Annotated in this window: 28 protein-coding genes; 5 read left to right on the top strand and 23 right to left on the bottom strand. The window is 72.2% G+C overall.

Annotation, left to right across the window (positions count from 1 at the left end):
• Positions 1-15: 15 nt before the first annotated feature.
• The 12 genes from DEI91_RS05020 to DEI91_RS04965 all read right to left on the bottom strand — a co-directional run bounded on the left by DEI91_RS05020 (position 16) and on the right by DEI91_RS04965 (position 10,060).
• Positions 16-204 carry a hypothetical protein gene (locus tag DEI91_RS05020; protein WP_111051203.1) on the bottom strand — a complete coding sequence of 63 codons (189 nt, stop codon included), beginning with the start codon at positions 202-204 and terminating at the stop codon, positions 16-18.
• Positions 204-788: an aminoacyl-tRNA hydrolase gene (pth, locus tag DEI91_RS05015; RefSeq protein WP_111051202.1), complete on the bottom strand. Its 585-nt coding sequence runs from the start codon at positions 786-788 to the stop codon at positions 204-206. Before pth ends, DEI91_RS05020 begins: the two co-directional genes overlap by 1 nt.
• A 27-nt stretch (positions 789-815) precedes the next feature.
• Positions 816-1,454: a 50S ribosomal protein L25/general stress protein Ctc gene (locus DEI91_RS05010; protein WP_111051201.1), complete on the bottom strand. Its 639-nt coding sequence runs from the start codon at positions 1,452-1,454 to the stop codon at positions 816-818.
• Between the two features lie 256 nt (positions 1,455-1,710).
• Positions 1,711-2,688 (bottom strand): hypothetical protein, encoded by a 978-nt coding sequence (locus DEI91_RS05005; protein ID WP_111051200.1) that lies wholly within the window; start codon positions 2,686-2,688, stop codon positions 1,711-1,713.
• Positions 2,689-2,696: 8 nt separating this feature from the next.
• Positions 2,697-3,353, bottom strand: a complete 657-nt coding sequence (locus DEI91_RS05000) for a response regulator transcription factor (protein WP_111051323.1) — start codon at positions 3,351-3,353, stop codon at positions 2,697-2,699.
• Positions 3,350-4,660, bottom strand: coding sequence for a sensor histidine kinase (locus DEI91_RS04995; RefSeq protein WP_181439484.1), 1,311 nt, complete (start codon positions 4,658-4,660; stop codon positions 3,350-3,352). Before DEI91_RS04995 ends, DEI91_RS05000 begins: the two co-directional genes overlap by 4 nt.
• Positions 4,661-4,738: 78 nt before the next feature.
• Entirely contained in the window at positions 4,739-5,866 is a 1,128-nt protein-coding gene (locus tag DEI91_RS04990) for a hypothetical protein (protein WP_146244216.1), read from the bottom strand.
• A 32-nt stretch (positions 5,867-5,898) separates the two neighbouring features.
• Complete coding sequence (gene manD, locus DEI91_RS04985; protein ID WP_258374298.1) at positions 5,899-7,239, bottom strand: D-mannonate dehydratase ManD; 1,341 nt, start codon at positions 7,237-7,239, stop codon at positions 5,899-5,901.
• Between the two features lie 127 nt (positions 7,240-7,366).
• Complete coding sequence (locus tag DEI91_RS04980; RefSeq protein ID WP_111051196.1) at positions 7,367-7,744, bottom strand: type II toxin-antitoxin system death-on-curing family toxin; 378 nt, start codon at positions 7,742-7,744, stop codon at positions 7,367-7,369.
• Positions 7,741-7,896, bottom strand: a complete 156-nt coding sequence (locus tag DEI91_RS04975; protein WP_258374297.1) for a hypothetical protein — start codon at positions 7,894-7,896, stop codon at positions 7,741-7,743. Before DEI91_RS04975 ends, DEI91_RS04980 begins: the two co-directional genes overlap by 4 nt.
• Positions 7,897-7,988: 92 nt before the next feature.
• On the bottom strand, positions 7,989-8,654 hold the full coding sequence (locus tag DEI91_RS04970; RefSeq protein ID WP_181439494.1) for a response regulator transcription factor: 666 nt from the start codon (positions 8,652-8,654) through the stop codon (positions 7,989-7,991).
• Between the two features lie 29 nt (positions 8,655-8,683).
• Positions 8,684-10,060, bottom strand: coding sequence for a sensor histidine kinase (locus tag DEI91_RS04965; RefSeq protein WP_111051194.1), 1,377 nt, complete (start codon positions 10,058-10,060; stop codon positions 8,684-8,686).
• A 216-nt stretch (positions 10,061-10,276) separates the two neighbouring features.
• Here DEI91_RS04965 and DEI91_RS04960 point away from each other — a divergent pair, with 216 nt between their 5' ends.
• The gene (locus DEI91_RS04960; RefSeq protein WP_146244215.1) at positions 10,277-10,522 is read left to right on the top strand and encodes an SHOCT domain-containing protein; all 246 of its coding nucleotides are present in this window, start codon (positions 10,277-10,279) and stop codon (positions 10,520-10,522) included.
• 96 nt (positions 10,523-10,618) lie between these two features.
• On the opposite strand, the gene DEI91_RS04955 is transcribed toward DEI91_RS04960, so the two are convergent.
• Entirely contained in the window at positions 10,619-11,146 is a 528-nt protein-coding gene (locus tag DEI91_RS04955; protein ID WP_111051193.1) for a gluconokinase, read from the bottom strand.
• A gap of 164 nt (positions 11,147-11,310) precedes the next feature.
• Here DEI91_RS04955 and gndA point away from each other — a divergent pair, with 164 nt between their 5' ends.
• Positions 11,311-12,717: an NADP-dependent phosphogluconate dehydrogenase gene (gndA, locus tag DEI91_RS04950; protein WP_375537665.1), complete on the top strand. Its 1,407-nt coding sequence runs from the start codon at positions 11,311-11,313 to the stop codon at positions 12,715-12,717.
• 193 nt (positions 12,718-12,910) lie between these two features.
• Here gndA and DEI91_RS04945 read toward each other — a convergent pair whose 3' ends face one another.
• Positions 12,911-13,531, bottom strand: a complete 621-nt coding sequence (locus tag DEI91_RS04945; protein ID WP_111051191.1) for a hypothetical protein — start codon at positions 13,529-13,531, stop codon at positions 12,911-12,913.
• Positions 13,532-13,790: 259 nt separating this feature from the next.
• Here DEI91_RS04945 and DEI91_RS04940 point away from each other — a divergent pair, with 259 nt between their 5' ends.
• On the top strand, positions 13,791-15,368 hold the full coding sequence (locus DEI91_RS04940) for a molybdopterin-dependent oxidoreductase (RefSeq protein ID WP_258374296.1): 1,578 nt from the start codon (positions 13,791-13,793) through the stop codon (positions 15,366-15,368).
• A 40-nt stretch (positions 15,369-15,408) separates the two neighbouring features.
• On the opposite strand, the gene DEI91_RS04935 is transcribed toward DEI91_RS04940, so the two are convergent.
• From DEI91_RS04935 to DEI91_RS04910, 6 genes are all read right to left on the bottom strand, one after another.
• A complete protein-coding gene (locus DEI91_RS04935; RefSeq protein WP_258374295.1) occupies positions 15,409-16,188 on the bottom strand; it encodes a putative protein N(5)-glutamine methyltransferase in 780 nt (259 codons plus the stop codon).
• Positions 16,189-16,204: 16 nt separating this feature from the next.
• Entirely contained in the window at positions 16,205-17,182 is a 978-nt protein-coding gene (locus DEI91_RS04930) for a ribose-phosphate diphosphokinase (protein WP_110823606.1), read from the bottom strand.
• A 113-nt stretch (positions 17,183-17,295) separates the two neighbouring features.
• The gene (glmU, locus tag DEI91_RS04925; protein WP_111051189.1) at positions 17,296-18,723 is read right to left on the bottom strand and encodes a bifunctional UDP-N-acetylglucosamine diphosphorylase/glucosamine-1-phosphate N-acetyltransferase GlmU; all 1,428 of its coding nucleotides are present in this window, start codon (positions 18,721-18,723) and stop codon (positions 17,296-17,298) included.
• Positions 18,724-18,916: 193 nt separating this feature from the next.
• Entirely contained in the window at positions 18,917-20,143 is a 1,227-nt protein-coding gene (locus DEI91_RS04920) for a zinc-dependent alcohol dehydrogenase (RefSeq protein ID WP_111051188.1), read from the bottom strand.
• Between the two features lie 244 nt (positions 20,144-20,387).
• The gene (locus DEI91_RS04915; protein WP_111051187.1) at positions 20,388-21,791 is read right to left on the bottom strand and encodes an MFS transporter; all 1,404 of its coding nucleotides are present in this window, start codon (positions 21,789-21,791) and stop codon (positions 20,388-20,390) included.
• Positions 21,792-21,854: 63 nt separating this feature from the next.
• Positions 21,855-22,859, bottom strand: coding sequence for a helix-turn-helix transcriptional regulator (locus DEI91_RS04910; protein WP_111051186.1), 1,005 nt, complete (start codon positions 22,857-22,859; stop codon positions 21,855-21,857).
• Positions 22,860-22,960: 101 nt separating this feature from the next.
• Between DEI91_RS04910 and DEI91_RS04905 the strand changes: the two genes are divergently transcribed.
• Entirely contained in the window at positions 22,961-23,410 is a 450-nt protein-coding gene (locus tag DEI91_RS04905) for a MarR family winged helix-turn-helix transcriptional regulator (RefSeq protein ID WP_111051185.1), read from the top strand.
• Positions 23,411-23,580: 170 nt separating this feature from the next.
• A complete protein-coding gene (locus DEI91_RS16205) occupies positions 23,581-23,724 on the top strand; it encodes a hypothetical protein (protein WP_220038044.1) in 144 nt (47 codons plus the stop codon).
• Between the two features lie 92 nt (positions 23,725-23,816).
• Here DEI91_RS16205 and DEI91_RS04900 read toward each other — a convergent pair whose 3' ends face one another.
• From DEI91_RS04900 to DEI91_RS04890, 3 genes are read right to left on the bottom strand one after another with little or no spacing between them, the layout of a single operon-like run.
• The gene (locus DEI91_RS04900) at positions 23,817-24,665 is read right to left on the bottom strand and encodes a carbohydrate ABC transporter permease (RefSeq protein ID WP_111051184.1); all 849 of its coding nucleotides are present in this window, start codon (positions 24,663-24,665) and stop codon (positions 23,817-23,819) included.
• The gene (locus DEI91_RS04895) at positions 24,665-25,636 is read right to left on the bottom strand and encodes a carbohydrate ABC transporter permease (protein ID WP_111051183.1); all 972 of its coding nucleotides are present in this window, start codon (positions 25,634-25,636) and stop codon (positions 24,665-24,667) included. Before DEI91_RS04895 ends, DEI91_RS04900 begins: the two co-directional genes overlap by 1 nt.
• Positions 25,633-26,952 carry an ABC transporter substrate-binding protein gene (locus tag DEI91_RS04890; RefSeq protein WP_111051182.1) on the bottom strand — a complete coding sequence of 440 codons (1,320 nt, stop codon included), beginning with the start codon at positions 26,950-26,952 and terminating at the stop codon, positions 25,633-25,635. Before DEI91_RS04890 ends, DEI91_RS04895 begins: the two co-directional genes overlap by 4 nt.
• Positions 26,953-26,996 lie beyond the last annotated feature (44 nt).

Here is a 26,996-nt window from a genome sequence, read left to right as displayed (position 1 = left end):
CCGGCCGGTTCCGGCTCAGGAGCTGCTGCCCGGCTCCAGGTCGTCCGGCGGCGGCGTCGGCTCGCCCTCGCGCGCCTGCTCGGCCGCGCGGCGACCGAGGAAGCGCGCCGTCCCGACGAGCGCGATGCCCATGACCGAGACGACGACGAGCGCGGCCGTGGCGAACGGGTTCGTCGCGAGCACGACGGCGGCGACGGCGTCCATCAGGCCGGGGCGTGGAAGCGCTGCTGCGCGGCGAGCAGGCCGTCGGTCACGATCGCCTCGACGGCGTCGGCCGCGTCGGCGAGGAGGTTCGGCAGCGCCTTCTTCTCGGCGGCGGAGAAGTCACGCAGCACGTAGTCGGCCGGGTCCTGACGACCGGGCGGGCGTCCGATGCCGACCCGCACGCGGGCGAACTCGTTCGTGTTCGTCGCCTTGATGACGTCGCGGATGCCGTTGTGCCCGCCGTGGCCACCGTTGCCCTTGAGCTTCACGGAGTCGAACGGCAGGTCGAGCTCGTCGTGAACCAGGATGAGGTCCGCCGGCGGCACACTGTAGAACCCGAGGACGGCGGAGACCGGACCGCCGGACGTGTTCATGAACGACCCGGGCTTCGCGAGGACGAGCTTCGGGCCCCCCGGCGCCAGGCGCCCCTCGGCGACCTGGTTCGGGGTCTTGTGCTTCCTGAACGTGGCACCCATCCGGGCGGCCAGCTCGTCGAGGACCATCTGGCCGACGTTGTGACGGTTGCCCGCGTAGTCGGGCCCGGGGTTCCCGAGCCCGACCACCACGAACGTGCGCTCCGCCATCAGCGTCGGCCAGACGTCGTCGTCGTCTTACTCGGAGTCGGCGTCGACCGGGGCGGAGCCGCCCTCGATGCCGGCCTCGGCGCCCGCCTCGGCAGCAGCCTCGTCGGCGGCGTCGTCGTCAGCGGTGCCACGCGGGGTGACGATCTGGACGACGAGCGCCTCGGCGTCGGTCTCGAGCTCGGCACCGGCCGGCAGCTCGAGCTGCGAGGCGAGGACCTGCGCGCCGTCCTCGAGGCCCTCGACGTCGACGACGACGTGCTCGGGGATGTCGGTCGCCTCGACGAGCAGGGACACGCTCGCCAGGTCCTGCACGTGGATGGTGCCGGCGAAGGACTCGCCCTCGATCACGACGGGCACGTCGACCGTGACCTTCTCGCCACGACGCACGACGACGAGGTCGACGTGCTCGATGATCTGACGCACCGGGTCACGCTGCACGTCCTTGACGAGGGCGAGCTGGGCCGCGCCCTCGATGTCGAGGTCGACGACCGCGTTGGCGGTACGGACGAGGAGCATCGTCTCGTGGCCCGGCAGGCTGATGTGCTGCGGCTCGGTGCCGTGCCCGTAGACGACGGCGGGGATCTTGTCGGCGGCGCGGAGCTTGCGGGCCGCACCCTTGCCGAACTTGGTGCGGACTTCCGCCGCGAGCTTGGTGTAGTCAGCCATGATGCCTCCTGGTGTCGGGGACGACGCCGGAGTGCCGGCATCGGGGGGTCTGTGGTGTTGCAACTCGAACGCGTGCACGCGTGAGGAACGTTCCCAGGGCTGGCCGGGTCTCCCACCGCGTCGATCACGGCCGCTTGCGCGGCCCTCGCCGAAGTCAGTCACCGAGTCTAGCAGTACCCGTCCGGGCGTGTCGTCACCGCGGGCCGGTCCCCCCAGGACCACCTGCCCGCGACGGAGGCCGCTGCGACCGGGCCCCTCAGCCCAGGTCGGCCGGTGCAGCCGGGGCGTGCTGTTCGACGACACGGTCGAGGCGGGCGGCGACAGCCCGCTGACCGGGATCGCCTGCCGCGAGGACCGCCGCGTCCGACGCCGTGACGCGCAGCAACCGGTCCCACTCGGCGTCGTACAGCGTCTGCCGGTAGCCCGACGATCGCTGGCACCGGACGTCCCGGTCGGCGACGGCGATCTCGTCGTCGCCGACCTCGTCGGAGAGCGTCACGACCTCCTCAGCGTCCCGTGCGGTGACGCGCATCGACGGTGTCGGCATGCCCTCGGGTCCCTCCGGGAGGTCGGCGAGACCGAGCGGTGCCATGCACGTCCGCCACGCCGCGGCCGCGATGGTGACGGCAGGGTCCTGCCGAGCGGACAGTGCGGCGAGGTGCGTGAGCCGTTGGGCCGTCTCGGACGCGCTCTGGACCTCGCCGCTCGCGCCGGTACCGAGGGACCGACGCGTCCGCTCCGGACATCGGTCCCGCACCCCGGCCGGCAGGGCCGCGAAGGCCTCGTCGAACCCCGGGGCGTACCCCCACTCCCGCCAGCCCCCGACGTTCGCTCCATCGGTGGACGGCCCGTGGTACCCGCGCGCCGACGCCAGCTCCGCCGAGAGCGGCCGGCTGGTCGACAGGGCCGGCGACGGGTTCGCACGCGCCGCGGCGTCGACGGTGTCGTCGTGGGCATGGAGTCCGGCGACGGTGGCCCAGGGCAGCGGCGGCACGTCGAGCCCGGCCTCGCGGAGACAGGGGAGATCGACCAGCATCTCGGCGTAGTCCTGTTCGTGCCCGCCCGGGACCACCCACCCGTCGAGGGGCATCGTCCACGCGGAGACGTCCTTCGTGGTCGTCGGCCGGACCGGATGGTCGACGGGCTCCGGCAGGCCGTGCAGGACGGCTCCGCCGAGACCGGCCACGACGAGGACGAGGGTGCCGGTCTTCGCGGCCCTGGTGGTGATGTGCATGGTCCCCCCTAGGCGCGGACGAGGCCGCGTTCGTGTGCGGTGATGACGACCTGGATCCGGTTCCGCAGCCCGAGCTTGGTGAGCACCGACCGGACGTGGGTCTTGACGGTGGCCTCGCTGAGGAACACCGTGGTGGCGATCTCCTGGTTGCTCAGTCCCTTGGCCACGAGGAGGAACACCTCGCGCTCCCGGGCGGTGAGCGCGTCGAGGACCTCGTCCCGACGCTCGGACTCGACGAGGGAGCCCTCGGCACGGAGGAGGTCGAGCGCCTCGGTCTCCGTGGGCGCCGGTCGTCCCTCGTGCACGTCGCGGATCGTGGCCGTGACGACCTCGGGCAGCGCGTCCTTCGTCAGGAACGCCGCCGCACCGGCACGCAGTGCGGCGAGGACCGCGTCGTCGCGGCGGATCGTCGTGAGCGCGACGACCCGCGGCCGGTCGTCACCCTGCTCGGCGAGGCGTGCCATCGTCTCGATGCCGTTCAGCACCGGCATCCGGAGGTCGAGGAGCAGCACGTCCGGCTGCGCTGTCGCACAGAGCGCGAGGGCCTCGGCACCGTCGGCGGCCGTTCCGACGCACGTCATGTCGTCCTGGGCGTCGACGAGCATCCGCATGCCCGAGGCGAAGAGCCGCTGGTCGTCGACGACGGCGACGCGGATCGCCGTCACCGGGACGCTCCGGTGACGCTCGTCCCGCCGGGTCCGGTCGCGTCGGCCGCTCCGGCCGTGACGACCGCCGGGAGGCCCGTGGTCGCGTCCGGACCGGACGGTGCGGGCGTTCCACCGAGCGTCGGCAACCACGCGGTCACGACGTACTCGTGCTCCTCGTCGCCGACCCCGGCACGCAGCCAACCGTCGACCAACCGTGCGCGCTCCCGCATCCCCGCCACGCCGGACCCCGGGCCGTCGAGCGCGACGAGCGGACTGCTGCCGGTGGAGGTCACGACGACCCCGAGCCCCGGCCCGCGCCAGTCGAGCACCACACGCGCTGACGCCGTCCGGCCCTGGTGTTTCAGCACGTTCGTCAGGCTCTCCTGCACGATCCGGTGTACCGCTCCCCCGGCCTCGGACCCGATCGGCCGCGGGGCGCCGTGCTGCTCGAACACGGCCTGCATGCCGAGCTCCCGCATGTCCTCGACCAGGTGCGGGACGTCCGCCAGGCCGTGTCGGGCCTCCTGGCCGGTGCCCTGGATCCGTTCGACGAGCGCACGGACGTCCCCGAGGGCGTTCCGGCTCACCTCGGCGATGTCCTGCAGTGCCGTGGCGGCAGGTCCGTCCCGGACCGTGAGCGCCGCGGCGCCCTGCGCCTGGGAGACGACGACGGCGAGGGAGTGCGCCAGCGAGTCGTGCACGTCCCGCGCGATGCGGGCACGCTCCTGCTCGGCGCGGAGCTCGGCGCTGGCGGCCTCCGTCTCCTGCTCCGCCTCGACGACGCGGAGCCCCGCGAGCCCGACCCGCCAGGTCGCGCCGAGCGCCACCCCCACCGCCCAGGCGATGCCGCTCGCACCGGCGATCGCGAGGGCCAGGAAGGCGAGGTCGGACCGCGTGCCGGACAGCGAGCCGGTCCAGGACGCCCAGACGTCCTGGTCGGCGACGGTGGGGACGACCATCGCCCAGGCAGCGGCGGCGCTGGCGACACCCAGGGCCGGGATCGCGAGCCAGCGGAGCAGACCGGAGCGCCCGGCGCCGATGATGCCGACCACGATCGCGATGGCGAGGTACTCCGGCCAGGTCGTGCTCGACGGTCGGTCGAGCAGCCGGAACGCCTGCAGGACGGGGACGACGACGACCAGACCGAGACTCGTCGACGGCATCCAGTGCGCGAGGCCGATCGCGACGGCGAAGGCAGACACGACGAGGACATGTCCGGTGGGGTCGCCGCGGCCGGCCTCGGCGACGACCCAGAGCACGAGGTACAGCGCGCCGGCGGCCGGGGCCACGAGGTGCCGGGCCCACCGGCGGAGGAAGAGGAGCATGGCGCCGAGCGTAGGGCGCGGGTCACGGCCGGAGCGAGCGTGGACGGCTGCTTTCATCCGAGTGGATGAGCGGACGGGTCAGGAGCCCGCGCGACGGTGGTGACGGGCGGCGACGAGGGCTTCGCGGGCGCGGTCGCTCGCGGCCTCGGCGTCGTCGCGCTCCTGGCCGAGCCGGTCGGCCTCGGCGTCGAGGTCGGCCTGCTCCTGGTCGAGGGCGCTGAGTTGTCGCTGGAGGTCGCGACGCCGGTGGTCGAGGTCCGCGCGGCGGTCCTCGACGTCCTCGAGGGCGGACTCCACCTGGTCGAGAGCGGCGTCGGCGTCCCGGGAGGCTCGCCGTGCCGCCGCCTCGGCCTCCCGTGCGGTGCGGCGCTCGGCCGCGGGGTCGTGGGGGTCCTCGTCCGTGGCTGGGCTCTCCGGGGCGTCCGGCTCGTCGGAGGTGCCCGGCTCGTCGGGTTCCTCCGGTGCCTCCGGTTCGTCAGCGGTCTGCGGCCCGTCCGGGGTCTGCGATCCGTCCGGGGTCTGCGGCCCGTCCGGGGTCTGCGGCCCGTCCGGGGTCTGCGGTCGATCCTGGGTCTGCGGTCCGTCCGGGCTCGCCGGGCCGTCGTCTGCGGGACCGGCCCTGCGGGACCGGCGTGCGCCGCGCCTCCCGGCCGTGATCGGGATGGGAGGCGCGTCGCTGCCGGACCACGCGTCCGGGACGGCGTCCGGGACGGCGAGCGCATCGGTCAGGTCGACGTCCTCGAAGCCGACGCTCTCGAGGGGTCGGAGGAGCAGACCCGAGCGGATCGCCGCACCGGCGTGCGCGTCGGCCATACCGGCCTCGATGGTCGCGCGGACCTGGTCGAGCACCGCGGACGTCGCCGGGTGCCCGGCCGCCTCCGCCCGTGCGGCGCCGGTGTCGGCGAGCACCGCGACGACCTGGGACCGCTGTCGGCGGAGCGTCGCGATCTGTTGCGGGTCGGCGGAGGCCTGCGCCTGACGGAGGGCGGGACCGAGGTCGACGGCGTCGTCGAGGGCACCCTCGGCGGCGAGCAGGTCCACGATCCACGCGGCCGGCGCGGGCTTCCCCAGCTTCCCGACCGCGGCCGCGAGTTCCCGGTCGTCCTTCCGGATCGCCCGCTGCCGTGCCGTCCGTCCGCGGACGAACGCACCGGGCGCGGCGCGCATCAGGTCGCGGGCGACGTCGGCGAGCGCTGCGGTGTCCACGCCACCACCCTGCCCGTCGTCGGCGGGACAGGTCACCAGTCGTGCACGGTGCCGTCCGCGAGGCGGTTGAACGGCAGGTAGGCCTGCTCGTACGGGTACTTCCCCGCTTCGTCGACGTCGAGCGAGACACCGATGCCGGGTTCGTCGCCGGGGTGCAGGTACCCGTCCGTGAAGGTGGCCGTCTGCTGGAACACCTGGTTCGTCCTCGGGCCGTGCTGCATGTACTCCTGGATCCCGAAGTTGTGGATGGCGAGCCCGAGGTGCATCTGGGCCGCCATCCCCACCGGCGAGATGTCCGTCGGCCCGTGGAAACCGGACTTCACCTGGTACATCGCGGCGTAGTCCATCGTCTTCCGCAGCGGGGTCACGCCGCCCATGTGTGTGACGGCGCCGCGGACGTAGTCGATGAGCTGGTCGCGGATGAGGTCCTTGAAGTCCCAGATCGTGTTGAAGACCTCCCCGATGGCGAGCGGGGTCGTGGTGTGCTGCCGGACGAGCCGGAGCGCTTCCTGGTTCTCGGCGGGGGTGCAGTCCTCGAGCCAGAAGAGGTCGTACGGCTCGAGCGACTTCCCGAGCTTGGCGGCCTGGATCGGGGTCATCCGGTGGTGTCCGTCGTGCAGGAGCGGCAGTTCGGGTCCGAACTCGTTGCGGACCGCCTCGAAGACGGTCGGCAGGTGCCGGAGGTACGCGCGGGTGTCCCAGTCCTCCATGGCCGGGAACGCCCCACGCTGCGCGGGCTCGAAGTCGTAGCGGACGCCGGCGTTGCCCTCGGTGGTGCGGTTCGACGCGATGCCGTAGATGGACTCGAGCCCCGGCACGCCGGTCTGGACGCGGATGGACCGGTAGCCCTCGGCCTGGTGCTGGCGGATCGAGTCGAACAGCTCCGGGAGGTCCTTGCCCGAGGCGTGCCCGTACGCCATCAGCCCGGTGCGGGAAGCACCACCGAGCAGCTGGTAGAGCGGCATCCCGGCGACCTTGGCCTTGATGTCCCAGAGCGCCATGTCGACGGCGGCGATCGCGGCCATCGTCACCGGGCCCCGACGCCAGTAGGTCGAGCGGTAGAGGAACTGCCAGGCGTCCTCGATGCGGCTGGCGTCCCGACCGACGAGCAGCGGGACGACGTGCTCGGACAGGTACGCGGCGACCGCGAGTTCGCGGCCGTTCAGGGTCGCGTCACCGAGACCGGTGACGCCGTCCGCGGTGGTCAGCTTGAGGGTGACGAAGTTCCGGTCCGGACTGGTGACGATCACCTCGGCACGGTCGACGAGCTGTCCACGGTCCGTGCTCGCCCAGGTGTCCGGCCTGGAGGCTGGGCCTCCGCCGTCAGGTCGGGCGTCGGTCGCACCGGGGGTCGGGTTTGCGGGATCGGTCACGACGTTGCTCCTCCTCGAGGTGGGCGCGGTGCTCCTCCGCGGCGGTGCGGGTGCGTCCGACGTCCACCTGTCGAGCCTGCACCGGCGGCGGCCGTGTGTCCATCGTCAGCGGCGGCTCGAGGCCCGCTCAACCCCGACGCACGGCGGGCGTCAGGTGTCCGACGATGCTCGGGACGTCGTCGAGCCGTCCCTCCGCGATCGCGACGATGAAGTCGTACGCCTCGTCGTTGGTCATCGTGAGGACGCGACCGGTGACGCCGAGGAAGACGATCAGCAGCATGAGCCCGAGACGCCTGTTCCCGTCGACGAGGGCGTGGTTCCGCACGGCCGAGTGCACGAGCGCGGCGGCTTTCTCGACCAGCGACGGGTAGGCGTCGCGGCCGTCGACGCTGGCGGCGGGCTGGGCGATCGCGGCTTCCAGCAGGCCCGCGTCACGGATCAGGAGACCGTCGCCGATCGTCCGACGAGCGATGTGGAGGGCTTCGTCGAGGGTCAGGTGGATCATCGAGCCAGGCGGTCGAGCGCTTCCGCGTAGCGAGGGAGCTCGCGGTCGAGGATCCCGTCGATCAGGTCGCTCCGACTGTGGTGCTCGATGTACTCGCGGATGGCTTCGCGCGCGACGTCCTGCATCGAGCGGGCTTCCACCTCGGCCCGCATGCGCAGTGCAGTCGTCTCGGCTTTCGTCCAGTCTGAGCGTCATGGCCATGCGCCTGATGGTGTCGGAAGTGGTATCGAGGTGGCGTTCCCGGTCATCCCGTCCACCCGGGGGTGACGAGGCCGGTCTCGTAGGCGAAGACGACGAGTTGGGCGCGGTCGCGAGCGCCGAGCTTGATCATCGCCCGGGAGACGTGGGTCTTCGTCGTGGCCGGGCTGACGAACAGGCGCTCGGCGATCTCGGCGTTCGTCAAGCCGCTCGCGACCAGGCGCATGACCTGGCGTTCGCGGTCCGTCAGGGCGTCGAGTTCGGGTGCGAGCGCTGCCGGCTTCGCGTGCGCCGCGTACGCCTCGACGAGCGACCGGGTCGGGCCGGGCGACAGCAACGACTCCCCCGCGACCACGGTGCGGATCGCCCGGAGGAGTTCGGCGGGCTCGGTGTCCTTCACGAGGAACCCGGCGGCACCGCCACGGATCGCCTCGAACACGGTGTCGTCCTCCTCGAAGGTCGTGAGGACCACCACGTGCACCGCGCTGAGCGCCGGGTCCTCGGAGATCCGCCGGGTGGCGACGAGGCCGTCAGTCCCCGGCATGCGGATGTCCATGAGCACGACGTCCGGCAGTTCCCGTGTGACGACCGCGACGGCGTCGTCGCCGTCGGACGCCTCACCGACGACCTGCATCCCCGGCTCGGCGGACACGAGTGCGCGGAGTCCGGCACGGATGAGGCTCTGGTCGTCCACCAACACGATCCGGATCAGATCCGGCGTGGTGGGAGTCGCGGACATGGTCATGCGGTCGTCTCCGTCACTCCGGTCGTGGTGTGTTCGGGTTCGCCGATCGGCAGGCGCGCGTGGACCGACCACCCACCGTCGGGGGTCGGGCCGACGGCGAGCGAGCCGCCGACGACTGCGGCCCGTTCGTGCATCCCGACCAACCCGTTCCCCGGGCTGCTGCCGCTGCCGCCGTCCGCACCTTCGGTCTCGGTCTGCTGGTTCGCCACACGGGCGAGGGCGGACGAGGAGCGGTGCCCACGGTGCGCCTCCTCCGTCCGCGGAGCACCGGCGCCGGTCGCGACCGGCGACGGGACGTCGGTCACCGTGATGTCGACGACCTCGGCCCCCACGTCGACCACGACCGAGGCGTGGTGGTCAGGGGCGTGCTTCATGACGTTCGTGACCGACTCCTGCACGATGCGGAAGGCGTTGCGCGAGACGAGGCCGGCGACGGTGTCCACCGGGCCGTCGAGGCGCAGCTCCACGTCCACTCCGGCCGCGCGGGCTCGATCGACCAGGTCGGGAACGCGGTCGAGGCCGGCGACCGGGGCGCGGTCGGAGGTGCCGGACGGCGCATCGACGGCTCGCAGCACGCCGAGGATCGTCCGGAGCTCCACGAGCGCCTGCTTGCTGGAGTCGCGGATGTTCAGCAACGACTCCCGGGTCTGCTCGGGGAGTTCGGCCCCGAGGTGCAGGGCCACCCCCGCCTGCAGGTTGATGAGCGACATGCTGTGGGCGACCGAGTCGTGCAGCTCTCGGGCGATGCGGACGCGCTCGGCGCCGGCCCGCTGCTGCTCCGCCGCGGATCGGGCGCGACGGGCGTCGGCGGCGCGGACGACCCGCACCCGGACGAGCTCGGTGACGGCGATGGTGACCGTCAGCCACGCCAAGCAGAGCGTCATGGTCGTGACGGTCGGGAAGGGCGCACGCCCGGTCAGGGTGTCCGCCGAGGGCAGGACGACCTGGGCGACCGCGGCGGCGAGGTAGACCGGCACGCGATGGCCGCGGAACCAGGCGTTCGCCAGCGCCATGGTCAGCGCCGCGACGAACGGTCCACGCGGACTGACCACCAGGGCGTAGCCGATCGTCGTGCCGAGGGTCAGGGCCAGGACCGCGACCGGCCACCGCCATCGGAACGGCAGCACGACGATCACGCCCACGAGCAGCACCCACGCGAGGGGTCCGAGGAACACCGGGTCGACGCCGTCACCGAAGCGTTGGGTCCACGGTGGGCCACCACCACCGACGGCACCGGAACCGACCCCGGCTGCCCACCGGGTGGCGACGACGGTGCCGACGACCTGCACGAGCGCCACCGGCAGCACCCGTCCCACGCGGGCGAACCGGCGTCCACCCGCCGGGCGGGCGTCGGAGCGGGTGTCGGTGGTCATGCAGCGAGCCTACGGTCGGCCCTCCCCCGAGACATCGCGCAGCGGGAGGGCCTGTGGACTACGCCCGGAGGAGTAGTCGCCTGTGGAGGAACCGGCGTGGGTGAGCCGGCGGGAGCAGGTCCGAGTGGGCTCGCCTGGCGGACGCGGGAGGGGCCTCCCGACCGACAACCTTGTCCTGTCGCGACCGCGGCACCGCAACCGACCTCGGAGGTCCCCATGCTCACCACACTCGCTGCCACCGCTCCGTACTGGCACGGAGGCGGGTTGCCGTCCCACGGCTTCCCCGTGTTCCCGGCGCTCCTGCTCCTGCTCGTCGTCGGGGCCGTCGTCTTCGGCGTCCTCCGCCGCGGTGCCGGACGGGCGATCGCCGACGCGCGGTCGGTGCTCGCCGACCGGTTCGCCCGCGGCGAGATCGACGCCGAGGAGTACCGCGCTCGCCGGTTGGAGCTCAGCCGGAAGTAGACCCGACGGTCAGGTCGTCGAGCGCGACGGTCTCAGGGCAGGACGGGTTCAAGGCAGGACAGGTTCAAGGCAGGACAGGCTCAGGGCAGGACGGGCTCAGGGCAGGACGGCGAGGATCGCCGCGACGGTGTCGTCCACGACCCCGTGGATCGGCACCGCCGCGACGGCTTCGTCCTCACCCGGGCGCTCGAGCGTCGCGAACTGCGAGTCGAGCAGGGAGTTCGGCATGTACTCGTGGTGACGGTGGCGCTGCCGATCGGCGATGAGCTCGCGCGACCCGTCGAGGAACACGATGAAGAGGTCCGGGGCGTCCTCGCGGAGGCGGTCCCGGTACGCGCGCTTCAGCGCCGAGTTCGCCATCACACACCGTGAGCCGGAGGCCTCGACCTCCGCGATGCGGGACGAGCACGCGTCCAGCCAGGGGCGGCGGTCGTCGTCGGTGAGCGGGATGCCGGCGTGCATCTTCTCCTTGTTCGCCGACGGGTGCAGCGCGTCCGCGTCGACGAACTCCACCACCTGTCCGCGGTCGACGAGCGCCTGTGTCAGGGCCTCACCGATCGTCGACTTGCCGGATCCGGAGACCCCCATCACGAGCACGGGCGGGAGGACGGTCGCATCGGCCATGTCTCCACAGTACGAACGGGGGGACCGAGTGTCCCCAGGATGCGGAAGACCTGGATGAGCACATCGGGCGCTGCATAGATTGGCGACGGCCGTCCAGACACGAAGGAGTCGACGTGGCAGACAACAACGAACAGGCGAACATCGGGGTCATCGGCCTCGCGGTGATGGGTTCGAACCTGGCGCGGAACCTCGCGTCGCGTGAGGGGAACACCGTCGCGGTCTACAACCGCACCTACGCCCGGACCGAGGACCTGATGCGCGAGCACGGGGACATGGGCTTCATCGCGTCGGAGGACATCGACGGCTTCGTCGCCTCGCTGTCGAAGCCGCGCACGGCGATCATCATGGTCCAGGCCGGGAAGGGCACCGACGCCGTCATCGGTCAGTTGGCCGAGCGGTTCGAGCCGGGCGACATCATCGTCGACGGCGGCAACGCGAACTTCCACGACACCATCCGTCGCGAGCACGACCTGCGGGAGAAGGGCATCAACTTCGTCGGCACCGGCATCTCCGGCGGCGAGGAGGGCGCCCTGCACGGGCCGTCGATCATGCCCGGCGGATCGGACGAAGCGTGGGAGACGCTCGGGCCGATCCTGAAGTCGATCGCGGCCGTCGCCGAGGGCGAACCCTGCGTCACCCACGTCGGGACCGACGGCGCCGGACACTTCGTCAAGATGGTGCACAACGGCATCGAGTACGCGGACATGCAGCTCATCGCGGAGTCGTACGACCTGCTGCGCCGCATCGGGGGCTACAGCGTCGACCAGCTCGTCGACGTGTTCGACGAGTGGAACAAGGGCGACCTGGAGTCCTACCTGATCGAGATCACCGGGGAGGTCCTCAAGCAGAAGGACGCCGACACCGGCAAGCCGCTCGTGGACGTCATCCGGGACGCCGCCGGATCGAAGGGCACCGGCGTCTGGACCGTGCAGAACGCGGTCGGTCTCGGCATCCCCGTCTCCGGCATCGGCGAGGCCGTGTTCGCCCGAGCCGTCTCGTCCAGGCCCGCGCAGCGCGCAGCCGTCCAGAAGTCGGTCACCTCGCGGCCGGACATCGCCCAGGCGCCGGACTCGTTCGCCGACGACGTCCGAGCGGCCCTCTACGCATCCAAGGTCGTCGCGTACGCGCAGGGCTTCGACCTCATCATCGCCGGGGCGAAGGAGTACGACTGGGACATCGCGCTCGGGGACATGGCGAAGATCTGGCGCGGCGGCTGCATCATCCGCGCGCAGTTCCTGAACCGCATCGTCGAGGCGTACGAGAAGAACCCGGACCTCGAGTCGCTGCTCGTCGACCCGTACTTCGCCGACGCCGTCGCCGAGGGCGAAGCCGCCTGGCGCCGGATCGTGGGCATCGCGGCCGCGTCCGGTGTCCCCGCGCCCGGGTTCTCCTCCGCACTGTCCTACTTCGACTCCCTCGCCTCCGAACGCCTGCCCGCCGCCCTCATCCAGGGGCAGCGCGACTTCTTCGGCGCCCACACGTACCAGCGGATCGACAAGGACGGCACGTTCCACACCCTCTGGTCCGAGGACGAGCGCCGCGAGGTCGAACAGGAACCCTCGACGCACTGAGCAGCGAGCCGCGCCGGAGCAGACCCGGACGGAGACGTCGTCGGTGGCGAGGTCTCCGTCCGGACTGAATCCGGAACGGACCCGTCGTGCACCCGGCACCTCCCGGGCAGGTCCGGGCGCCGGGCGCCGGGCGCCGGGCGCCGGGACGAGCGAGCCCGCGCGGGTCGAGCCGGGCCGCGACCGGCAAGCCGTGTCAGGCGACGATGCGCTCGCGGGTGAGGCGAGCGAGCAGGTCGTCGAGACGAGCACCGGGCCCGAGCAACCGGTCCGACCCGGGAGCCGCCCGCACGAAGAACGTGGCCACGGCGGTCGCGTCGTCGGCCCGGACGTAGTGCACCGCCACGGCGGGTGCGGTGCGGCGGCCAGCACCTGGCACGAGGACGGATTCGATCCCCACGTGCATGACACGGCTCCACCGGATGACCAGCAGCCGGGTCGCACGCCGTCCGTCGAGTTCCCACAGCGACGCCTCCGTCGCGCCGAAGGCCCAGGTCACGCGATCGGCGAGCGGCACCTCGGGGCGGGCCGCCTCGACGACCCCGCGCAGCTCGGGTGTCGGAGCAGCGGGGACCAGCCACACCGTCGGGTCGATCCGTCGTACCGCCGTGGCGAGCACGTCATCTCCCCGTCGCCGTCCCAGTGCACGTGCGCGGACGACCGCGACGACGACCAGGGTCACCCCGGCGGCGACGGCCACTGCCTCGGCGATGCCGAAGACCCGGAGGTCCGCGTCCGGGTGGACCGAGACCACGATGATCCGCGCGGTGAGGAGCGCCACCCACACCCCGACGACCCCCCACCGGAGCGCGAGCATCCGACCGGCAGCGGTTGAGCGGTGCCGGTCGTCGCGGGCACGACCAGGCCCGGGGACTCGATCAGGTCGCCACGGCACGATGCGATCCTGCCACGGTGCCAGCACGGCACGCTCCGCACCGCGGGTGAACGCTCCCCGAACCCGAACCCGAACCCGAACCCCGAACCCCGGACCCCGGGCCCGGACCCCGGACCGCGACGCACAGCCCGGTTCCGGGACGGACGCATCGTTCCCAGCCCACCTGACCTACCATCCGATCGTGACCGAGCCAGACCCGCGCCTCCTCCCGCACCGCAGGTGGGCCGCAGCGCTCGTCGGCGTCATCGCCGTCCTCGCGTTCCTCGCGGTCGCCGAGCTCGGCGCGCTCGTGCTCGGCGGCGCGGGCAGCCCGCTCGTCGCGGTCGGCTCCGCCGTCATCGACCTCGCGCCCCGGGCGGCGAAGGACCTCATGGTGTCCCTGTTCGGGACGGGCGACAAGGTGGCCCTGTTCGTCCTGATGAGCGTCATCCTCGTCGCGGTGGCTGCCGGCGCCGGTGTCCTCGAACGGCGGAACCCGCCGTACGGTGCGCTCGTCTTCGCCGCCGGCGGGGTGCTCGCCCTCCTGGCCGTCACCACGCGATCGGGCAGCGGCACCCTCGACGGCGCCCCGACGGTCGCTGGCATCGCCGCCGCGGTGCTGGTGCTGCGCATCCTGCTCCAGCGTCTCCGCCGCTGGGAGGACGCCCGCGCGGTCCCCACCGCTGGACCGGACGGTCCAGGCTCGGTCGAACGGCGTTCCTTCATCACATGGACGGTGACCAGCGCAGCGATCGCCGTGGTGGTGGGCGGCGCCTCCCGGATCGGCTCCGCCTCGGTGCAGGCCGCAGCGGCCGTCCGGCGAGCCGTGCGTCTGCCGCAGCCGGCGACGGCCGCCCCTCCCGTCCCGAGCGGCGCGAGCCTGGACATCCCGGGCATCACCCCGTACGTGACGCCGAACGCCGACTTCTACCGCATCGACACGGCGCTCCGCGTCCCCGCCATCGACCCCGCGGACTGGTCGCTGAAGATCACGGGCGAGGTCGACGAGGAGGTCGAGCTCACCTGGGACGAACTGCTCGCGCTCCCGCTCGAGGAGCACATGGCGACCCTGAGCTGCGTTTCGAACGAGGTCGGTGGTGACCTGATCGGCAACGCCCTGTGGCTCGGGTACCCCATCCGGTCGCTGCTCGCGCGCGCACGCCCTCGTGCCGGAGCCGACATGGTGCTGTCCCGCAGCATCGACGGCTTCACCGCGGGCACCCCGCTCGACGTGCTCCAGGACGAAGGGACCGACGCGCTCCTGGCCGTCGGGATGAACGGCGACCCGCTGCCCGCTGAACACGGGTTCCCGGCGCGGTTGGTCGTGCCGGGCCTGTTCGGGTACGTGTCCGCGACGAAGTGGGTCACCGAGCTGGAGGTGACGCGGTTCTCCCGTGCGCAGGGGTACTGGACGCCGCGGGGCTGGTCGGAGCGGGGACCGGTGAAGCTCGAGTCGCGGATCGACACCCCGGTGGACGGCGTCACGGTGGCCGTCGGTGACCGGGTCCCGATCGCAGGCGTCGCATGGCAGCCGCACACCGGGGTGAAGGCCGTGCAGGTCAAGGTCGGGGACGCCGACTGGCAGGACGCCGAACTGGCGGACTCGGTCTCCGCCGACACGTGGCGGCAGTGGGTCCTCCGGTGGACGGCGACGAAGGGACGCCACGAGATCCAGGTCCGTGCCGTCGGTGCCGACGGCGAGGTGCAGACGAGCGTGCAGCGGCCGCCGGCACCGAACGGCGCGACCGGGTGGCACGGGGTCACCATCACGGCGTCCTGACGGGAGGCCCGGCGCACCGCCGCCGGAGCGTGCGACCCCGTCAGACGGGGAGCGTCGCCACCACGCAGGTCCCGTCGACGTCGTCGTCGCGCGCGAGCTCCACGGTGAAGCCGGCCGAGCGGAACAGCGCCGCCGACACCGGCGCCTGCTCGGCCGACACCTCGATGACCACGGACCCGCCCGGCCGCACCCAGTCAACGGCTCCGTCTGCGATCCTCCGGTGCAGATCGAGCCCGTCGGTGCCGCCGTCGAGGGCGACACGGCGTTCGTGGTCCCGTGCCTCGGACGGCATGGTGGCGATGGCGTCGCTGGGGACGTAGGGGGCGTTCACGGCGATGACGTCCACCGCACCACGGAACCGGGTGGGCAGCGGCGTGAACAGGTCACCGGTGACGACGATGCCCCGGTCGCCCAGGTTCTCGGCTGCCACCTCGGTGGCGTCGGCGTCGATGTCGGCAGCGACGAGGTCGAGCGCCCCGACGCGTTCCAGCAGCGCCATCGCAACGGCCCCCGCTCCGCAGCACAGGTCGACGACACGGTCGTACCGTCGGAGCCGTCGGGCTGCCTCCGTGACGACGACCCGGGTCCGCGCCCGCGGCACGAAGACGCCCGGTGTGACTCGGACGCGGTGCCCGTCGAACGCCGCCCAGCCGAGGACGTACTCGAGGGGCTCCCCCGCCAGGCGACGCTGCACCAGGCCGCGCAGCCGGACCGCGTCGCCGTCACCGGCCGCGAGGAGCAGGTCCGCCTCGTCCTCCGCGAACACGCTCCCGCCGGCCCGCAGCCGGGCGGCGAGGGCGTCCCGCGCGGTCAGTGCCACCGTCGGACGCGAGCGCTCAGGCGGCGCCGTCGAACATCGACGTCACCGAGCCGTCGTCGAACACCTCGTGGATGGCCCGGGCGATGAGCGGCGCGATCGGCAGCACCTCGAGCTTGTCCCAGCGCTTCTCGGGCGGCAACGGCAGGGTGTCGGTCACGACGACGCGGTCGATGAACTCGCTCTGCAGCAGCTCCGTGGCCGGGTCGGAGAACACCGCGTGGGTGGCAGCGACGACGACGCCCTTGGCACCGTTGGCCTTGAGTGCCTCGGCGGCCTTCGCGATGGTGCGCCCGGTGTCGATGAGGTCGTCGACGAGGAGGCACCACCGACCGGAGACGTCACCGACGATCTCGTGCACGGACACCTGGTTCGGGACGAGCGGGTCGCGGCGCTTGTGGATGATGGCCAGCGGGGCGCCGAGCTTCTCGGACCAGATGTCGGCAACGCGGACGCGCCCCATGTCGGGCGACACGACGGTGAGGGTCTCCGGGTCGAGCATCTCCTTGAAGCGCTCGAGCAGCACGGGCATGGCGAACAGGTGGTCGACCGGGCCGTCGAAGAAGCCCTGGATCTGCGGCGCGTGCAGATCGACGCTCATGATGCGGTGCGCGCCCGCGGCCTTGAACAGGTCGGCGACCAGACGGGCCGAGATCGGCTCGCGCCCGCGGCCCTTCTTGTCCTGACGGGCGTACGGGTAGAACGGCGCCACGACGGTGATGCGCTTCGCCGAGGCACGCTTGAGCGCGTCGACCATGATGAGCTGCTCCATGAGCCACTCGTTGATCGGGGCGGTGTGGGACTGGATGACGAACGCGTCGCACCCGCGCACCGACTCGTCGAAGCGGGCGTAGAGCTCACCGTTGGCGAAGGTCCGGGCGTCGGTCGGGACGAGGTCGACACCGAGCTCTTCCGCGATCGCCTTCGACAGTTCCGGGTGCGCTCGCCCGGCCACCAGGACGAGTCGCTTCTGGCCGGTTGTCTTGATTCCGGACACGTGTGGTGCTCACTCCCTGACCCCGAGAGGGGGCCGATCTGACCCCACTGGGGCCGATGTCCTGGGCTCCGATCGGGGCCCACCGCTGACGGCCGCAGGGACCGTCGAAGGTGTCACTCGCCTCGCGCGCGCCGAGCTGCCTCGGCCGCCGGGGTACCGGGTCGGTTCTCCTCGACCCATCCCTCGGTGTTGCGCTGTGGGGCGTAGCTGATCGCGAGCGACCCGGCCGGCACGTCCTTGCGGACGGTCGTGCCCGCACCGGTGTACGCCCCGTCACCAATCCTAACCGGGGCGACGAACACGTTGTGCGACCCGGTGCGGACGTCCGACCCGACGACCGTGCGGTGCTTGTGCACGCCGTCGTAGTTCGCCGTGATGGTGTTCGCGCCGATGTTCGAGTCCTCGCCCACCTCGGTGTCGCCGATGTAGGACAGGTGCGGGACCTTGCTGCCGCGACCGATGACGGCGTTCTTCGTCTCGACGAAGGTGCCGATCTTGCCGCCGTCGCCGAGGACCGTGCCCGGCCGCAGGTAGGCGAACGGCCCGACGGAGGCACCGTCGCCGATGACCGCGAGCGTGGCGTCGACCCGGTTGACGGTGGCGCCGGCGCCGACCTCGGTGTCTCGGAGCGTGGTGCCCGGTCCGACGACGGCGCCGGCCGCGATCGCCGTCGCCCCGAGCAGCTGCGTGCCGGGCAGGAGCTCGGCGTCGGGCTCGATGGACACGTCGAGGTCGATCCACGTCGACGCGGGGTCCTGCACCGTGACGCCGGCGAGCTGGTGCCGACGGACGATCCGCGCGTTCAGCTCGCGTGCCGCGTCGGACAGTTGCGCCCGGTCGTTGATGCCGGCGACGAGCCACGGGTCGGTCAGGGTGACGACGTCCACCCGTCCCCCGCGGGCGGCGATGAGCGCGGGCACGTCGGTGATGTACTTCTCGCCCTGCGCGTTCTCGGTCGTCAGCGACGGCAGCACCGCGCGCAGGTGGGTGACGTCGAACGCGTAGATCCCGGCGTTGGTCTCGGTGACGGCGCGCTGCTCGTCCGTGGCGTCCTTGTGCTCGACGACACCGGTGAAGGCGCCGGAGGCGTCGCGCAGGATCCGGCCGAGCCCGGTCGGGTCGTCCTGGATGGCGCTGACGAAGGTGACCGCGTTCGACTGGCTCGCGTGCGCCTCGACCAGTCCGCGCAGGCTCTGCGCGTCGAGCAGCGGGACGTCGCCGGAGAGCACCACGACGACGCCGTCGAAGTCGGCCGGGAGCGCGTCGACCGCGACCTCCACCGCCCGACCGGTCCCGGGGACGTCGTCCTGGTCCACGACGAGGGCGTCGGGGGCACGCTCGGTGATCTCCGCCGCGACGCGCTCACGCTCGTGCCGCACGACCACGGCGACGTGCTCGGGCGACAGGGACTCGGCGGTCCGGAGCACGTGGGCGATGAGGGGCAGCCCGGCGAGCCGGTGCAGCACCTTGGGGAGCGAGGACTTCATGCGCGTGCCCTGCCCGGCGGCGAGGACGACGACGGCGATCCGCTGGTCGGTCATGCGTCCCATCCTGGCGCACCGCTCCCCCGGCGTCCGACCGGCGCGGGTGTCTGTGCGGAACTCCGCGCCGCAGCACGCCTGTGGAGGAGCAGCCGACGCACCGCGAGCGCCTGGGGGCCCGGCACCGGTCCGCCTGACCGGTGCCGGGCCTCCAGGCCGAGCCGTGCGCGCGGTCCGCGCGTGGAGACCGCCGTCAGGCGGACGTGTCCGACAGCTCCACCTTGATCCAGCCCGGTTCGCGACGGTCGAAGGCCTCGTACGCGTCGATCGCGGACCCGATGCCCTCGTGCTCGGTGATGAGCGCGGTCGGGTCGAACTGGCCCGCTGCGACCATGTCGATGAGCGGCGGCGTGACCGAGTGGTGGTCGCAGTTGCCCATCCGGATCGTGAGGTTCTTGTTCATCGCCTCGCCGATCGGGTACGACTGCGCGGTCGGCCCGTACACACCGATGATCCCGATCCGGCCGTACTTCGCGACGCAGGCGACCGCCCACTGCGCGACCTGCGACGGGCCGTCACCCGGCTTCCACTGCTGCGCCTCGCCGAACCCGTCCGGGGAGGCGTCGGGCGCGACCTGGGCGACCTCGGCGTCGAACGCGGCCGCCTGCTCGTCGGACACCGCTGCCGGGCCCCGCTTCGGACGCTCGGCGTCGACCCCGACCGCGTCGATGACCGCGTCCGCGCCGATGCCGTTGGTGAGGTCCATGATCGCCTGCACCGGGTCCTCGCGGTTGTAGTCGACGACCTCGCAGTTCTGCGCGAGCGCGGCGGCGAGCCGGGTCTCCTCGCCGTCGACGACGATCACGCGCCCGGCGCCCTGCTTGAACGCGGAGGCCGCGGCGAACTGCCCGACGATGCCCGCGCCGAACACCACGACGACGTCGCCCCGCGTGACACCGGCGAGTTCGGCCCCGAACCACCCGGTCGGGAAGATGTCGGAGAGCAGGATGGCCTGCTCGTCGCTCACGTTGTCCGGCAGCGGGTGCATGGTGTTCTGCGCCCACGGGACCCGGACGTACTCGGCCTGCAGACCGTTCACGGGACCGGTCGACTCGGGGCCGCCGAAGAAGCTCGTCCCCGCCTGCGGTCCGTTCGGGTTCGCGACGTCGCACTGCGCGGTCTGCCCCATCCGGCAGTACCGGCACGCGCCGCACGAGATCGTCGAGTTGATCACGACACGGTCGCCGGCGCTGAACCCACGGACGGCGTCGCCGACGCTGGTGACGACGCCGACGGCCTCGTGACCGAGGATCGTGCCCTCCTGCATCGGGGCCATGGTGCCGCGGACGAAGTGCAGGTCGGTGCCGCAGATCGCGGAGCGGGTGATGTGCACGATCGCGTCGTGCGGGTCCTGGATCGTGGGCTCCGGGACCTCGTCGAGCCGGATGTCGCCGATGCCGTGCCAGACAACTGCCTTCATGGGGTGCCTCCTCGTGGGTCGTCGACCCGGACGGTACGCGCGGCGGTCTCGGCGGCCGTCGAGGTCCGCAGGCCCGTCGACGCGCGCGAGTGCGTCCGCCGAGGGGTCACGACGTGTCGCTCGCCTGCCCCGAGAACGACGAGCCGTGCCCCCTCGGCGGACGTGAGCGGGGTGTCGTGACCGCCCGGCGGGCCGGCGGGCGGGGCCGGCAGGCGGGGCGGCCGGGAGGCCCTCCCCGCGTCCGTCAGGCGGCGGCGCCCCGGGCGTCGGGTCGCGTCTCGTCGCGCACGAACGCCATGAGCACGAGCCCGGCGACGAGGACCACGACCACCCCGAGGATCCCGTAGCGGGTCGACCCGCCGATGGTCACGGCGAGGCCGAACAGCGCCGGCGCGATGAACGACGCGGCGCGGCCGGTGGTGGCGTAGAGGCCGAACAGCTCGCCCTCGCGACCGGGCGTCGCGAGCTTCGCCAGGTGGGCGCGGGAGGACGACTGCACGGGCCCGACGAACATGCAGAGCCCGAGGCCGAGCACCCAGAACGAGACCTGCGCGGACCCGGCGAACAGCACCGCGGTGCCGAAGACCGACAGCCCGACGAGCGACACCATGATGAGCGGACGGGACCCGAACCGGTCGTCGAGTCGACCGGAGAGCACGGTGGAGATGCCCGCGACGACGTTCGCGACGATGGCGAACAGGATGACCCCGGACGGGCTGAAGCCGAACACCTGGGCGGCGATGATCCCGCCGAAGGTGAACACCGCGCCGACGCCGTCGCGGAACACCGCGCTGGCGAGCAGGAACGCGAGCACGTTGCGGCGGGTCCGCCAGAGTCGGGCGACGTCACGTCCGAGGTCGGCGTACGCGGTCCAGAGCGACCCGCGACGCCCGGGGTCGGCGGGTGCCTCGGGCACGGCGAGGAAGAGCGGGACGGAGCTCACGGCGAGCCAGACCGCCGCGATGCCGATCGCGACGCGCACGTCCCACTGCCCCGCCGCGACCGTCGCCGGGAGCTGTAGGAGCCCGCCGCGGCCGTCCACGCCGAAGTCCTGGATGCACAGCACGAGCAGCACGATGAGCAGGACGATGCCGCCGAAGTACCCCGCCGCCCAGCCGATCGCGGACACCCGGCCGGTCCTCGGCCCGGTGGCGACCTGCCCGAGCATCGCGTTGTACCCGACGCAGGCGACCTCGTACGCGACGGTCCCGATCCCGATGAGCGCGGCGCCGAGCACCAGGTAGGGCTGTTCCGGGGCGACGAACACCATGCCGACGATCGACAGGAAGACGCCGACCGTCGCGACGACGACCGACCGCTTGCGGTGCCCGGAGGTGTCCGCCAGCCGACCGACGGCGGGGGCGACCAGCGCGACCACGATGCCCGCGACGGTCAGTGCCGTCGAGACGACGGCGGCGTTGTGCGCGAGTTCCCGCTCGACGGCGGCGGCCGCTGCGGTGGAGGAGCCCTCGGCGGCGACCAGGGCCGGGTCGACGAACGCCCGGCTCGCCAGGTAGGTGCTGAAGACGAACGTCGTGACGACGGCGTTGAAGGCCGCGGACCCCCAGTCCCAGAGCGCCCAGGACACGAGTGCCCGGCGTCCGGACGGGGTCGGCGGAGCCGCTGCGGTCGTCGGCGTACCGGTCATGGCGGAACCGTAGCGCGTCCCGGTGTCCGGCCGGGGCGCCGCGTCGGGGAGCGGATCAGCCGGTCAGCGCCGGAGCGTCTGCTTGGGGTACTCGCCGAAGCGTTCGGCGTACGCCGCGGAGAACCGGCCGAGGTGCGCGAAGCCCCACCGCGTGGCGACCTGCCCGACCGAGACCGTCCGCGGATCGCCGGTCAGCAGCTCGTCGTGCACGCGGTCGAGCCGCACCTGCCGCAGGTAGGTCAGGGGCGAGACACCGAGGGTCCGACGGAACGACTCCTGCACGCTGCGCACGCTCAGGCCCGCGACCTCCGCCAGCTCGGTGATGGTGATCGGGTCCTCGGGGTGGGCGTGGACGTACTCGACGGCGGCCCGGAGCTTCGCCTGCCGGGGGTGCAGCAGCTCGGCGGGGAGTCGGTCGAGCTGCGGAGGGACGACGCGGAGGAAGGCGTCGGCCGTCTGCCGCTTCGCCTCGTGCCACACGAGCGAGTCGGTCCCACCCTCCCGGAGGGCACGGGAGAGCGCGCCGAGCGACTCCCGCCAGTGCCGGACCGCCGTGCTCTCCAGCGGCCGCAGGTGGTCGAACCGCAGGTCACGGGTACCGACGTCGAACCGCTCGGCAGCGACCTGGCGCACGAACCGACGGTCCAGGTGCACGAGCTGCTGGTCGTAGTCGGCGGCGACGAACACGACGTCCCGGTGCGCCGGGAACAGCATCGGCTGCCCGATGCGGAGCGGCACCCGGTCGCGCAGGGTGTCCGGGATGCCGGAGCCCGCGGTGAGCCACCCCATCACGAGCTCACTGCCAGGGCTGGAGGCACCGCGGAGGAACCCGCTCATCGTCGACCGGCGCATCGACAGCTCGGAGTCACCGACGGCCGTGTAGCGGTAGGAGAACTCGCCCTCGGACCGGCGCGACAACCACTGCTTGCCGGCGTAGATGCCGGCGAGGTCGCGGACGGCGGCGTCGGGCTCGGTCCCGGCGACCTCGAACCGGACCGGCGTGACCTGCGGGTCGTCGCCGGAACCGCCGGGACCGCCAGGACCGCCAGGGGGCAGCGTCCCGCTCACCGGGCCACCCGACTGGTCCGGGCACCGGCGCGGTCCGGATATGGTTGGGCCGAGCGCGCGGGGTCGACCCGCGCGCCGCTGCGCGTCGAGGAGGCGAGCCGGTGAGCGAGCTCGACGTGATGGGTGCTCTGACCCGGCTCGAGAGCGCGTCGATCTCGCTGCGTGACCGGCTGCGCGACCGCACCGGCATCACCGGCACGGACCTGCTGGTCGTCCGGTACGTGTGGCGGGCGAAGACCGCCGGACGGTCGGTGCGGGTGAAGGACCTCCGTTCCCACCTCGGCCTGACCGGCCCGGCGGTGACCGGCATCGTCGACCGGCTGGGACGGCAGGGCGTGCTGCAGCGCGTGCCGAACCCGCAGGACGGTCGCAGCCGCTACATCGAGCTCACGCCCGGTCACGAGGAGGTGTTCGCAGCGGCGCTGGCGAGCACCAACGAGCAGTTGCACGAACTCCTGTCCTCCTTCTCGGAACGCGAGCGTCGGCGCCTCGTCCACATCGTGGACCGCATCGCCGGGGCGCTCGACGACGGGGTACCGCCCGCGTCGTAGTGCAGGCTAAGGGCCGGTCGGACGGTCGACGGGGGCTTTGTCCGCGCAGCGCGGATGGGTCGGCGACCTCCCCGACCGGGCGGACGTGCCCCAGCCCACCGTCGTACCGTCGGTGTCGATCAGGGCCCCTCGCAAGGGGGTCATGTCCGACGGGAAGGGACACCATGGGCATGTACGAGTCCGAACCGGGCGTCGACCCGGTGCGCATCACCACCATCCGCCGTCTGCGCCGGCGCTGGAAGCACGGCGAACAGCCGACCGACGACCAGGGGCTGTTCGACGACCTCTTCGTGGGCACGACGACGCAGCGCTGACACGGTCGTCGGCGCGGCGGCGCGTCGCGCTGACACACGACGGGAGGCCCGTGGCGGGATCGCCACGGGCCTCCCGTCGTCTGCGCGGCGGGTCAGCCCTTCACCGCCCCGGAGGTGAGGCCGGAGACGATCGACCGGCGGAACACGAGCACGAGGATGACGATCGGCACCGTCGCCGCGACGCTCGCCGCGAAGATCTGCGCGAACGGCACCGTGAACTGCGTGCCGAACAGGGCGATGCCGACGGGGATCGTCCGCAGCGAGTTCTCGCTGTTGAACGTGAGCGCCATGAGGAACTCGCTCCACGACGCGGTGAACGTGAAGACCCCGACGGTGAACAACCCGGGCTTGGCCATCGGCAGGATCACGGAGAGCACCGTCCGCCAGGCGCCGGCGCCGTCGATCTCGGAGGCCTCCTCGATCGTCGACGGGATGCCCTGCAGGTAGTTGCGCATGATCCAGATGGCGAACGGCAGGTTGAACGCCACGTACGGCACGATCAGCCCGGGGTACGAGTTGAGCAGACCGAGGTTGCGCTCGAGCAGGTACAGCGGGGTGAGCACCGCGATCGCCGGGAACACCGACAGCATGAGCAGCGACGTCATGATCGCCGTGCGCCCGCGGATCCACCGACCGGCGAGCGCGTACCCGGCCAGGAAGGCCAGCGCGAGCACGATCACGGTGGTGGACACCGAGACGATGATGCTGTTCACCATGTACTGCCCGAGCGCGTTGTCGCGGAAGGCCACCACGAAGTTGTCGAGCGTGAACGACCGCGGGAAGGCGGTCGGCGGGGACTGCGCGATCTCGGACGACGGCTTGAACGACGTCGTCACGAGCCAGTACAGCGGCAGCGCGGTGACGACAGCGATGACGACGGCGCTGACGTTGACGGTGTTGACCCACCGCCGCCAGCCCTTGCGGATCCGTTGACGGGGCATCAGGCCTCGCCTCCCTTCGCCTGGTTCCGGAAGGCCCGGAGGAAGAGCAGACAGCCGGCGGCCACGATGAGCGCGGTACTCGTCGCGATCGCGGCTCCCGGCCCGATGTTGATGTCCTGGAAGAGCACCTTGTAGCCCATGATCGCGAGCGACTGGGTGCTCGTGCCGGGGCCGCCGTTCGTCAGCACGAAGGGCAGGTCGAAGACGCCGAACGCCTGCAGGATGCGGAACAGCACCGCGATCGTCAGCGTCGGGGCGAGCTGCGGCAGCACCACGCGCCAGAACGTCTGCCAGCCGTTCGCGCCGTCGAGCTCCGCGGCCTCGTAGTGGTCCTCGGAGATCTGCACCAGGCCCGCGAGCAGGATGATCGCGACGAACGGCGTCGTCTTCCAGATGTCCGCCACCATGAGCCCGGTGATCGCCGGGACCGGCTCGCCGAGGATCACCGGTGCCTCACCGAACAGGGCGAAGAACCAGGTCGCCACCCCGTACGTGGAGTCGTAGACGTACTTCCAGAGCTGCGCGTTGACGATCGTGACGAGCGACCACGGGACGAGCATGAGCGCGAGCATCCAGCCCCGGGTCGCACCGAGCCGCTCGAGCACGAGGGCGACGAGCATGCCGAGGACGAGTTCCACGAACACCGTGACGATCGTGTACAGGAACGTGAACCCGAGCGCCCGGTACCAGTCGGCGCTCTGCACGAGGGCCGCGTAGTTGTCGAACCCGAAGCCCTGGATCGCGAAGCCGTCGTAGCCGATCTCGACGTCCGCGAAGCTGAGGACGATCGAGTAGACGACCGGGAAGATCGTCACCGCCGCCACGACCAGGAGGGCCGGGGCGGCGAAGCCCCAGGCACTCCGGGCGCGGAGACGGTCGAGACGGTTGCGCCCGGTCCGGCGCGCCACGGGATCGGCGTGGGGCGGGCCTCCCGGCCGGGTCGGCGTGCGCACGCCGGTCGCGGCGCTCACAGCGCTGCTCCCCGGAGCGCGAGGTCGATGGCGTCGGCCATCGCGCTCGTGCCGCCGTCGACCGTGCGCTGCCCGCCGAGGATGCCGTTGCCGTTCTGGTAGACCCCCTGCGAGACCTTCGGGTAGTAGGCGGTGGACGTCGGCCGGGGCACGAGCGTGATGCCCGCGGCGGTGTCGTACGTCGGGCGCTGCTGCCGCTCCGCGTCGGCGCTGACGAGCGACGCCGAGCGGGCCGGCAGGACGCCGCCCTCGCGGGTGAGGAACTGCTGCGCCGTCTCACTCGACATCCACCGGGCGAACGTCAGGGCGGCCGCGGGCTGTTGGGTGTGCGGGTTGATGTAGTTCCCCCAGCCACCGATCGTCGAGTGGTGGTCCTCCATCCCGTCGAACGTCGGGCGGGCGGCCAGCCCGACCTTGCCCTGCACGGCGCTGTCCGGGCCGTTCGCGATCCCCCAGGCGTACGACCAGTTCCGGAGGAAGGCCGCTCGGCCGCCCGAGAAGGCGTCGTTCGTGTCCTGCTCCTGGTACGTGAGCGTCGCACGCGGGCTGGCGCCGGAGGTGACGAGGGAGCGCATGAACTCGAACGCCCGGCGGGTCTCGGAGCTCGTCGTCGTCGCGTTCTCGAGGTCGTCGTCGAGCAGCGAGCCGCCGGCGTCGCCGACGAACTCGGTGACGTTGCAGGTCAGGCCCTCGTACACGTCGCCCTGGAACGCGAACCCGTACGAGACGTCCCCGGTGTCGACGAGCTTCGCCGCCGTCTCACGGACCTCCTCCCACGAACCGGGGACCTGGAAGCCGTGCTTGTCGAGCAGGTCCTTGCGGTACAGGAAGAACGACTCGTCGATGTAGAGCGGGAACATGTAGTACGTGCCGTCGACACTGGCGGCGAGCCGGAGTCCCTCGGGGAACTGCTCGAAGAAGTCCTCCCCCACCAGCGTGTTCACCGGCGTCGCGAGCTTGTTCTTCGCGAACTGCCCGGGCCAGGCGACGTCGCCCAGGTACACGTCCGGGGTCGGTGACCCGGCGGCGATCTGCGTCGTCAGGGACGTCCGGTTCGTGTCGGTGTCGCTCGGCGCGCTGACGATCCGGACGCGGATGTCCGGGTGCTCCTTCTGGAACTCGGCGATGAGACGCCGTCGGAGGTCCCCGCCGTCCTTCGACGCCACCTGCCCGGCCCACCAGCTGATCGTCGCCGGGCCCTCGGGTGGATCGGTCGGCCAGTCGGCGACCTCGGTGCGCTCGGGGCGGGTGGAGCAGCCGGCCAGCAGCAGCACCCCCGTGCCTCCGAGCAGGAACAGCCTGCGGTCGATGTCCATCCGTCCTCCTCGACGTCCGGTCCGCACCCCCGGCCTCCGTCTGA

Origin of the sequence: Curtobacterium sp. MCBD17_032 (assembly GCF_003234855.1) — a bacterium.
Lineage (GTDB): Bacteria > Actinomycetota > Actinomycetes > Actinomycetales > Microbacteriaceae > Curtobacterium.
This window is presented reverse-complemented; position numbering and strand designations above follow the sequence as displayed.

Bases quoted from the DNA above. Each gene is read 5' to 3' on its own strand.
- DEI91_RS05020 (WP_111051203.1), bottom strand. From the start codon at position 204: ATGGACGCCGTCGCCGCCGTCGTGCTCGCGACGAACCCGTTCGCCACG.
- pth (WP_111051202.1), bottom strand. From the start codon at position 788: ATGGCGGAGCGCACGTTCGTGGTGGTCGGGCTCGGGAACCCCGGGCCC.
- DEI91_RS05010 (WP_111051201.1), bottom strand. From the start codon at position 1,454: ATGGCTGACTACACCAAGCTCGCGGCGGAAGTCCGCACCAAGTTCGGC.
- DEI91_RS05005 (WP_111051200.1), bottom strand. From the start codon at position 2,688: ATGCACATCACCACCAGGGCCGCGAAGACCGGCACCCTCGTCCTCGTC.
- DEI91_RS04995 (WP_181439484.1), bottom strand. From the start codon at position 4,660: ATGCTCCTCTTCCTCCGCCGGTGGGCCCGGCACCTCGTGGCCCCGGCC.
- DEI91_RS04980 (WP_111051196.1), bottom strand. From the start codon at position 7,744: ATGATCCACCTGACCCTCGACGAAGCCCTCCACATCGCTCGTCGGACG.
- DEI91_RS04975 (WP_258374297.1), bottom strand. From the start codon at position 7,896: ATGCGGGCCGAGGTGGAAGCCCGCTCGATGCAGGACGTCGCGCGCGAA.
- DEI91_RS04965 (WP_111051194.1), bottom strand. From the start codon at position 10,060: ATGACCACCGACACCCGCTCCGACGCCCGCCCGGCGGGTGGACGCCGG.
- DEI91_RS04960 (WP_146244215.1), top strand. From the start codon at position 10,277: ATGCTCACCACACTCGCTGCCACCGCTCCGTACTGGCACGGAGGCGGG.
- DEI91_RS04955 (WP_111051193.1), bottom strand. From the start codon at position 11,146: ATGGCCGATGCGACCGTCCTCCCGCCCGTGCTCGTGATGGGGGTCTCC.
- gndA (WP_375537665.1), top strand. From the start codon at position 11,311: ATGGGTTCGAACCTGGCGCGGAACCTCGCGTCGCGTGAGGGGAACACC.
- DEI91_RS04945 (WP_111051191.1), bottom strand. From the start codon at position 13,531: ATGCTCGCGCTCCGGTGGGGGGTCGTCGGGGTGTGGGTGGCGCTCCTC.
- glmU (WP_111051189.1), bottom strand. From the start codon at position 18,723: ATGACCGACCAGCGGATCGCCGTCGTCGTCCTCGCCGCCGGGCAGGGC.
- DEI91_RS04920 (WP_111051188.1), bottom strand. From the start codon at position 20,143: ATGAAGGCAGTTGTCTGGCACGGCATCGGCGACATCCGGCTCGACGAG.
- DEI91_RS04915 (WP_111051187.1), bottom strand. From the start codon at position 21,791: ATGACCGGTACGCCGACGACCGCAGCGGCTCCGCCGACCCCGTCCGGA.
- DEI91_RS16205 (WP_220038044.1), top strand. From the start codon at position 23,581: ATGTACGAGTCCGAACCGGGCGTCGACCCGGTGCGCATCACCACCATC.
- DEI91_RS04900 (WP_111051184.1), bottom strand. From the start codon at position 24,665: ATGCCCCGTCAACGGATCCGCAAGGGCTGGCGGCGGTGGGTCAACACC.
- DEI91_RS04890 (WP_111051182.1), bottom strand. From the start codon at position 26,952: ATGGACATCGACCGCAGGCTGTTCCTGCTCGGAGGCACGGGGGTGCTG.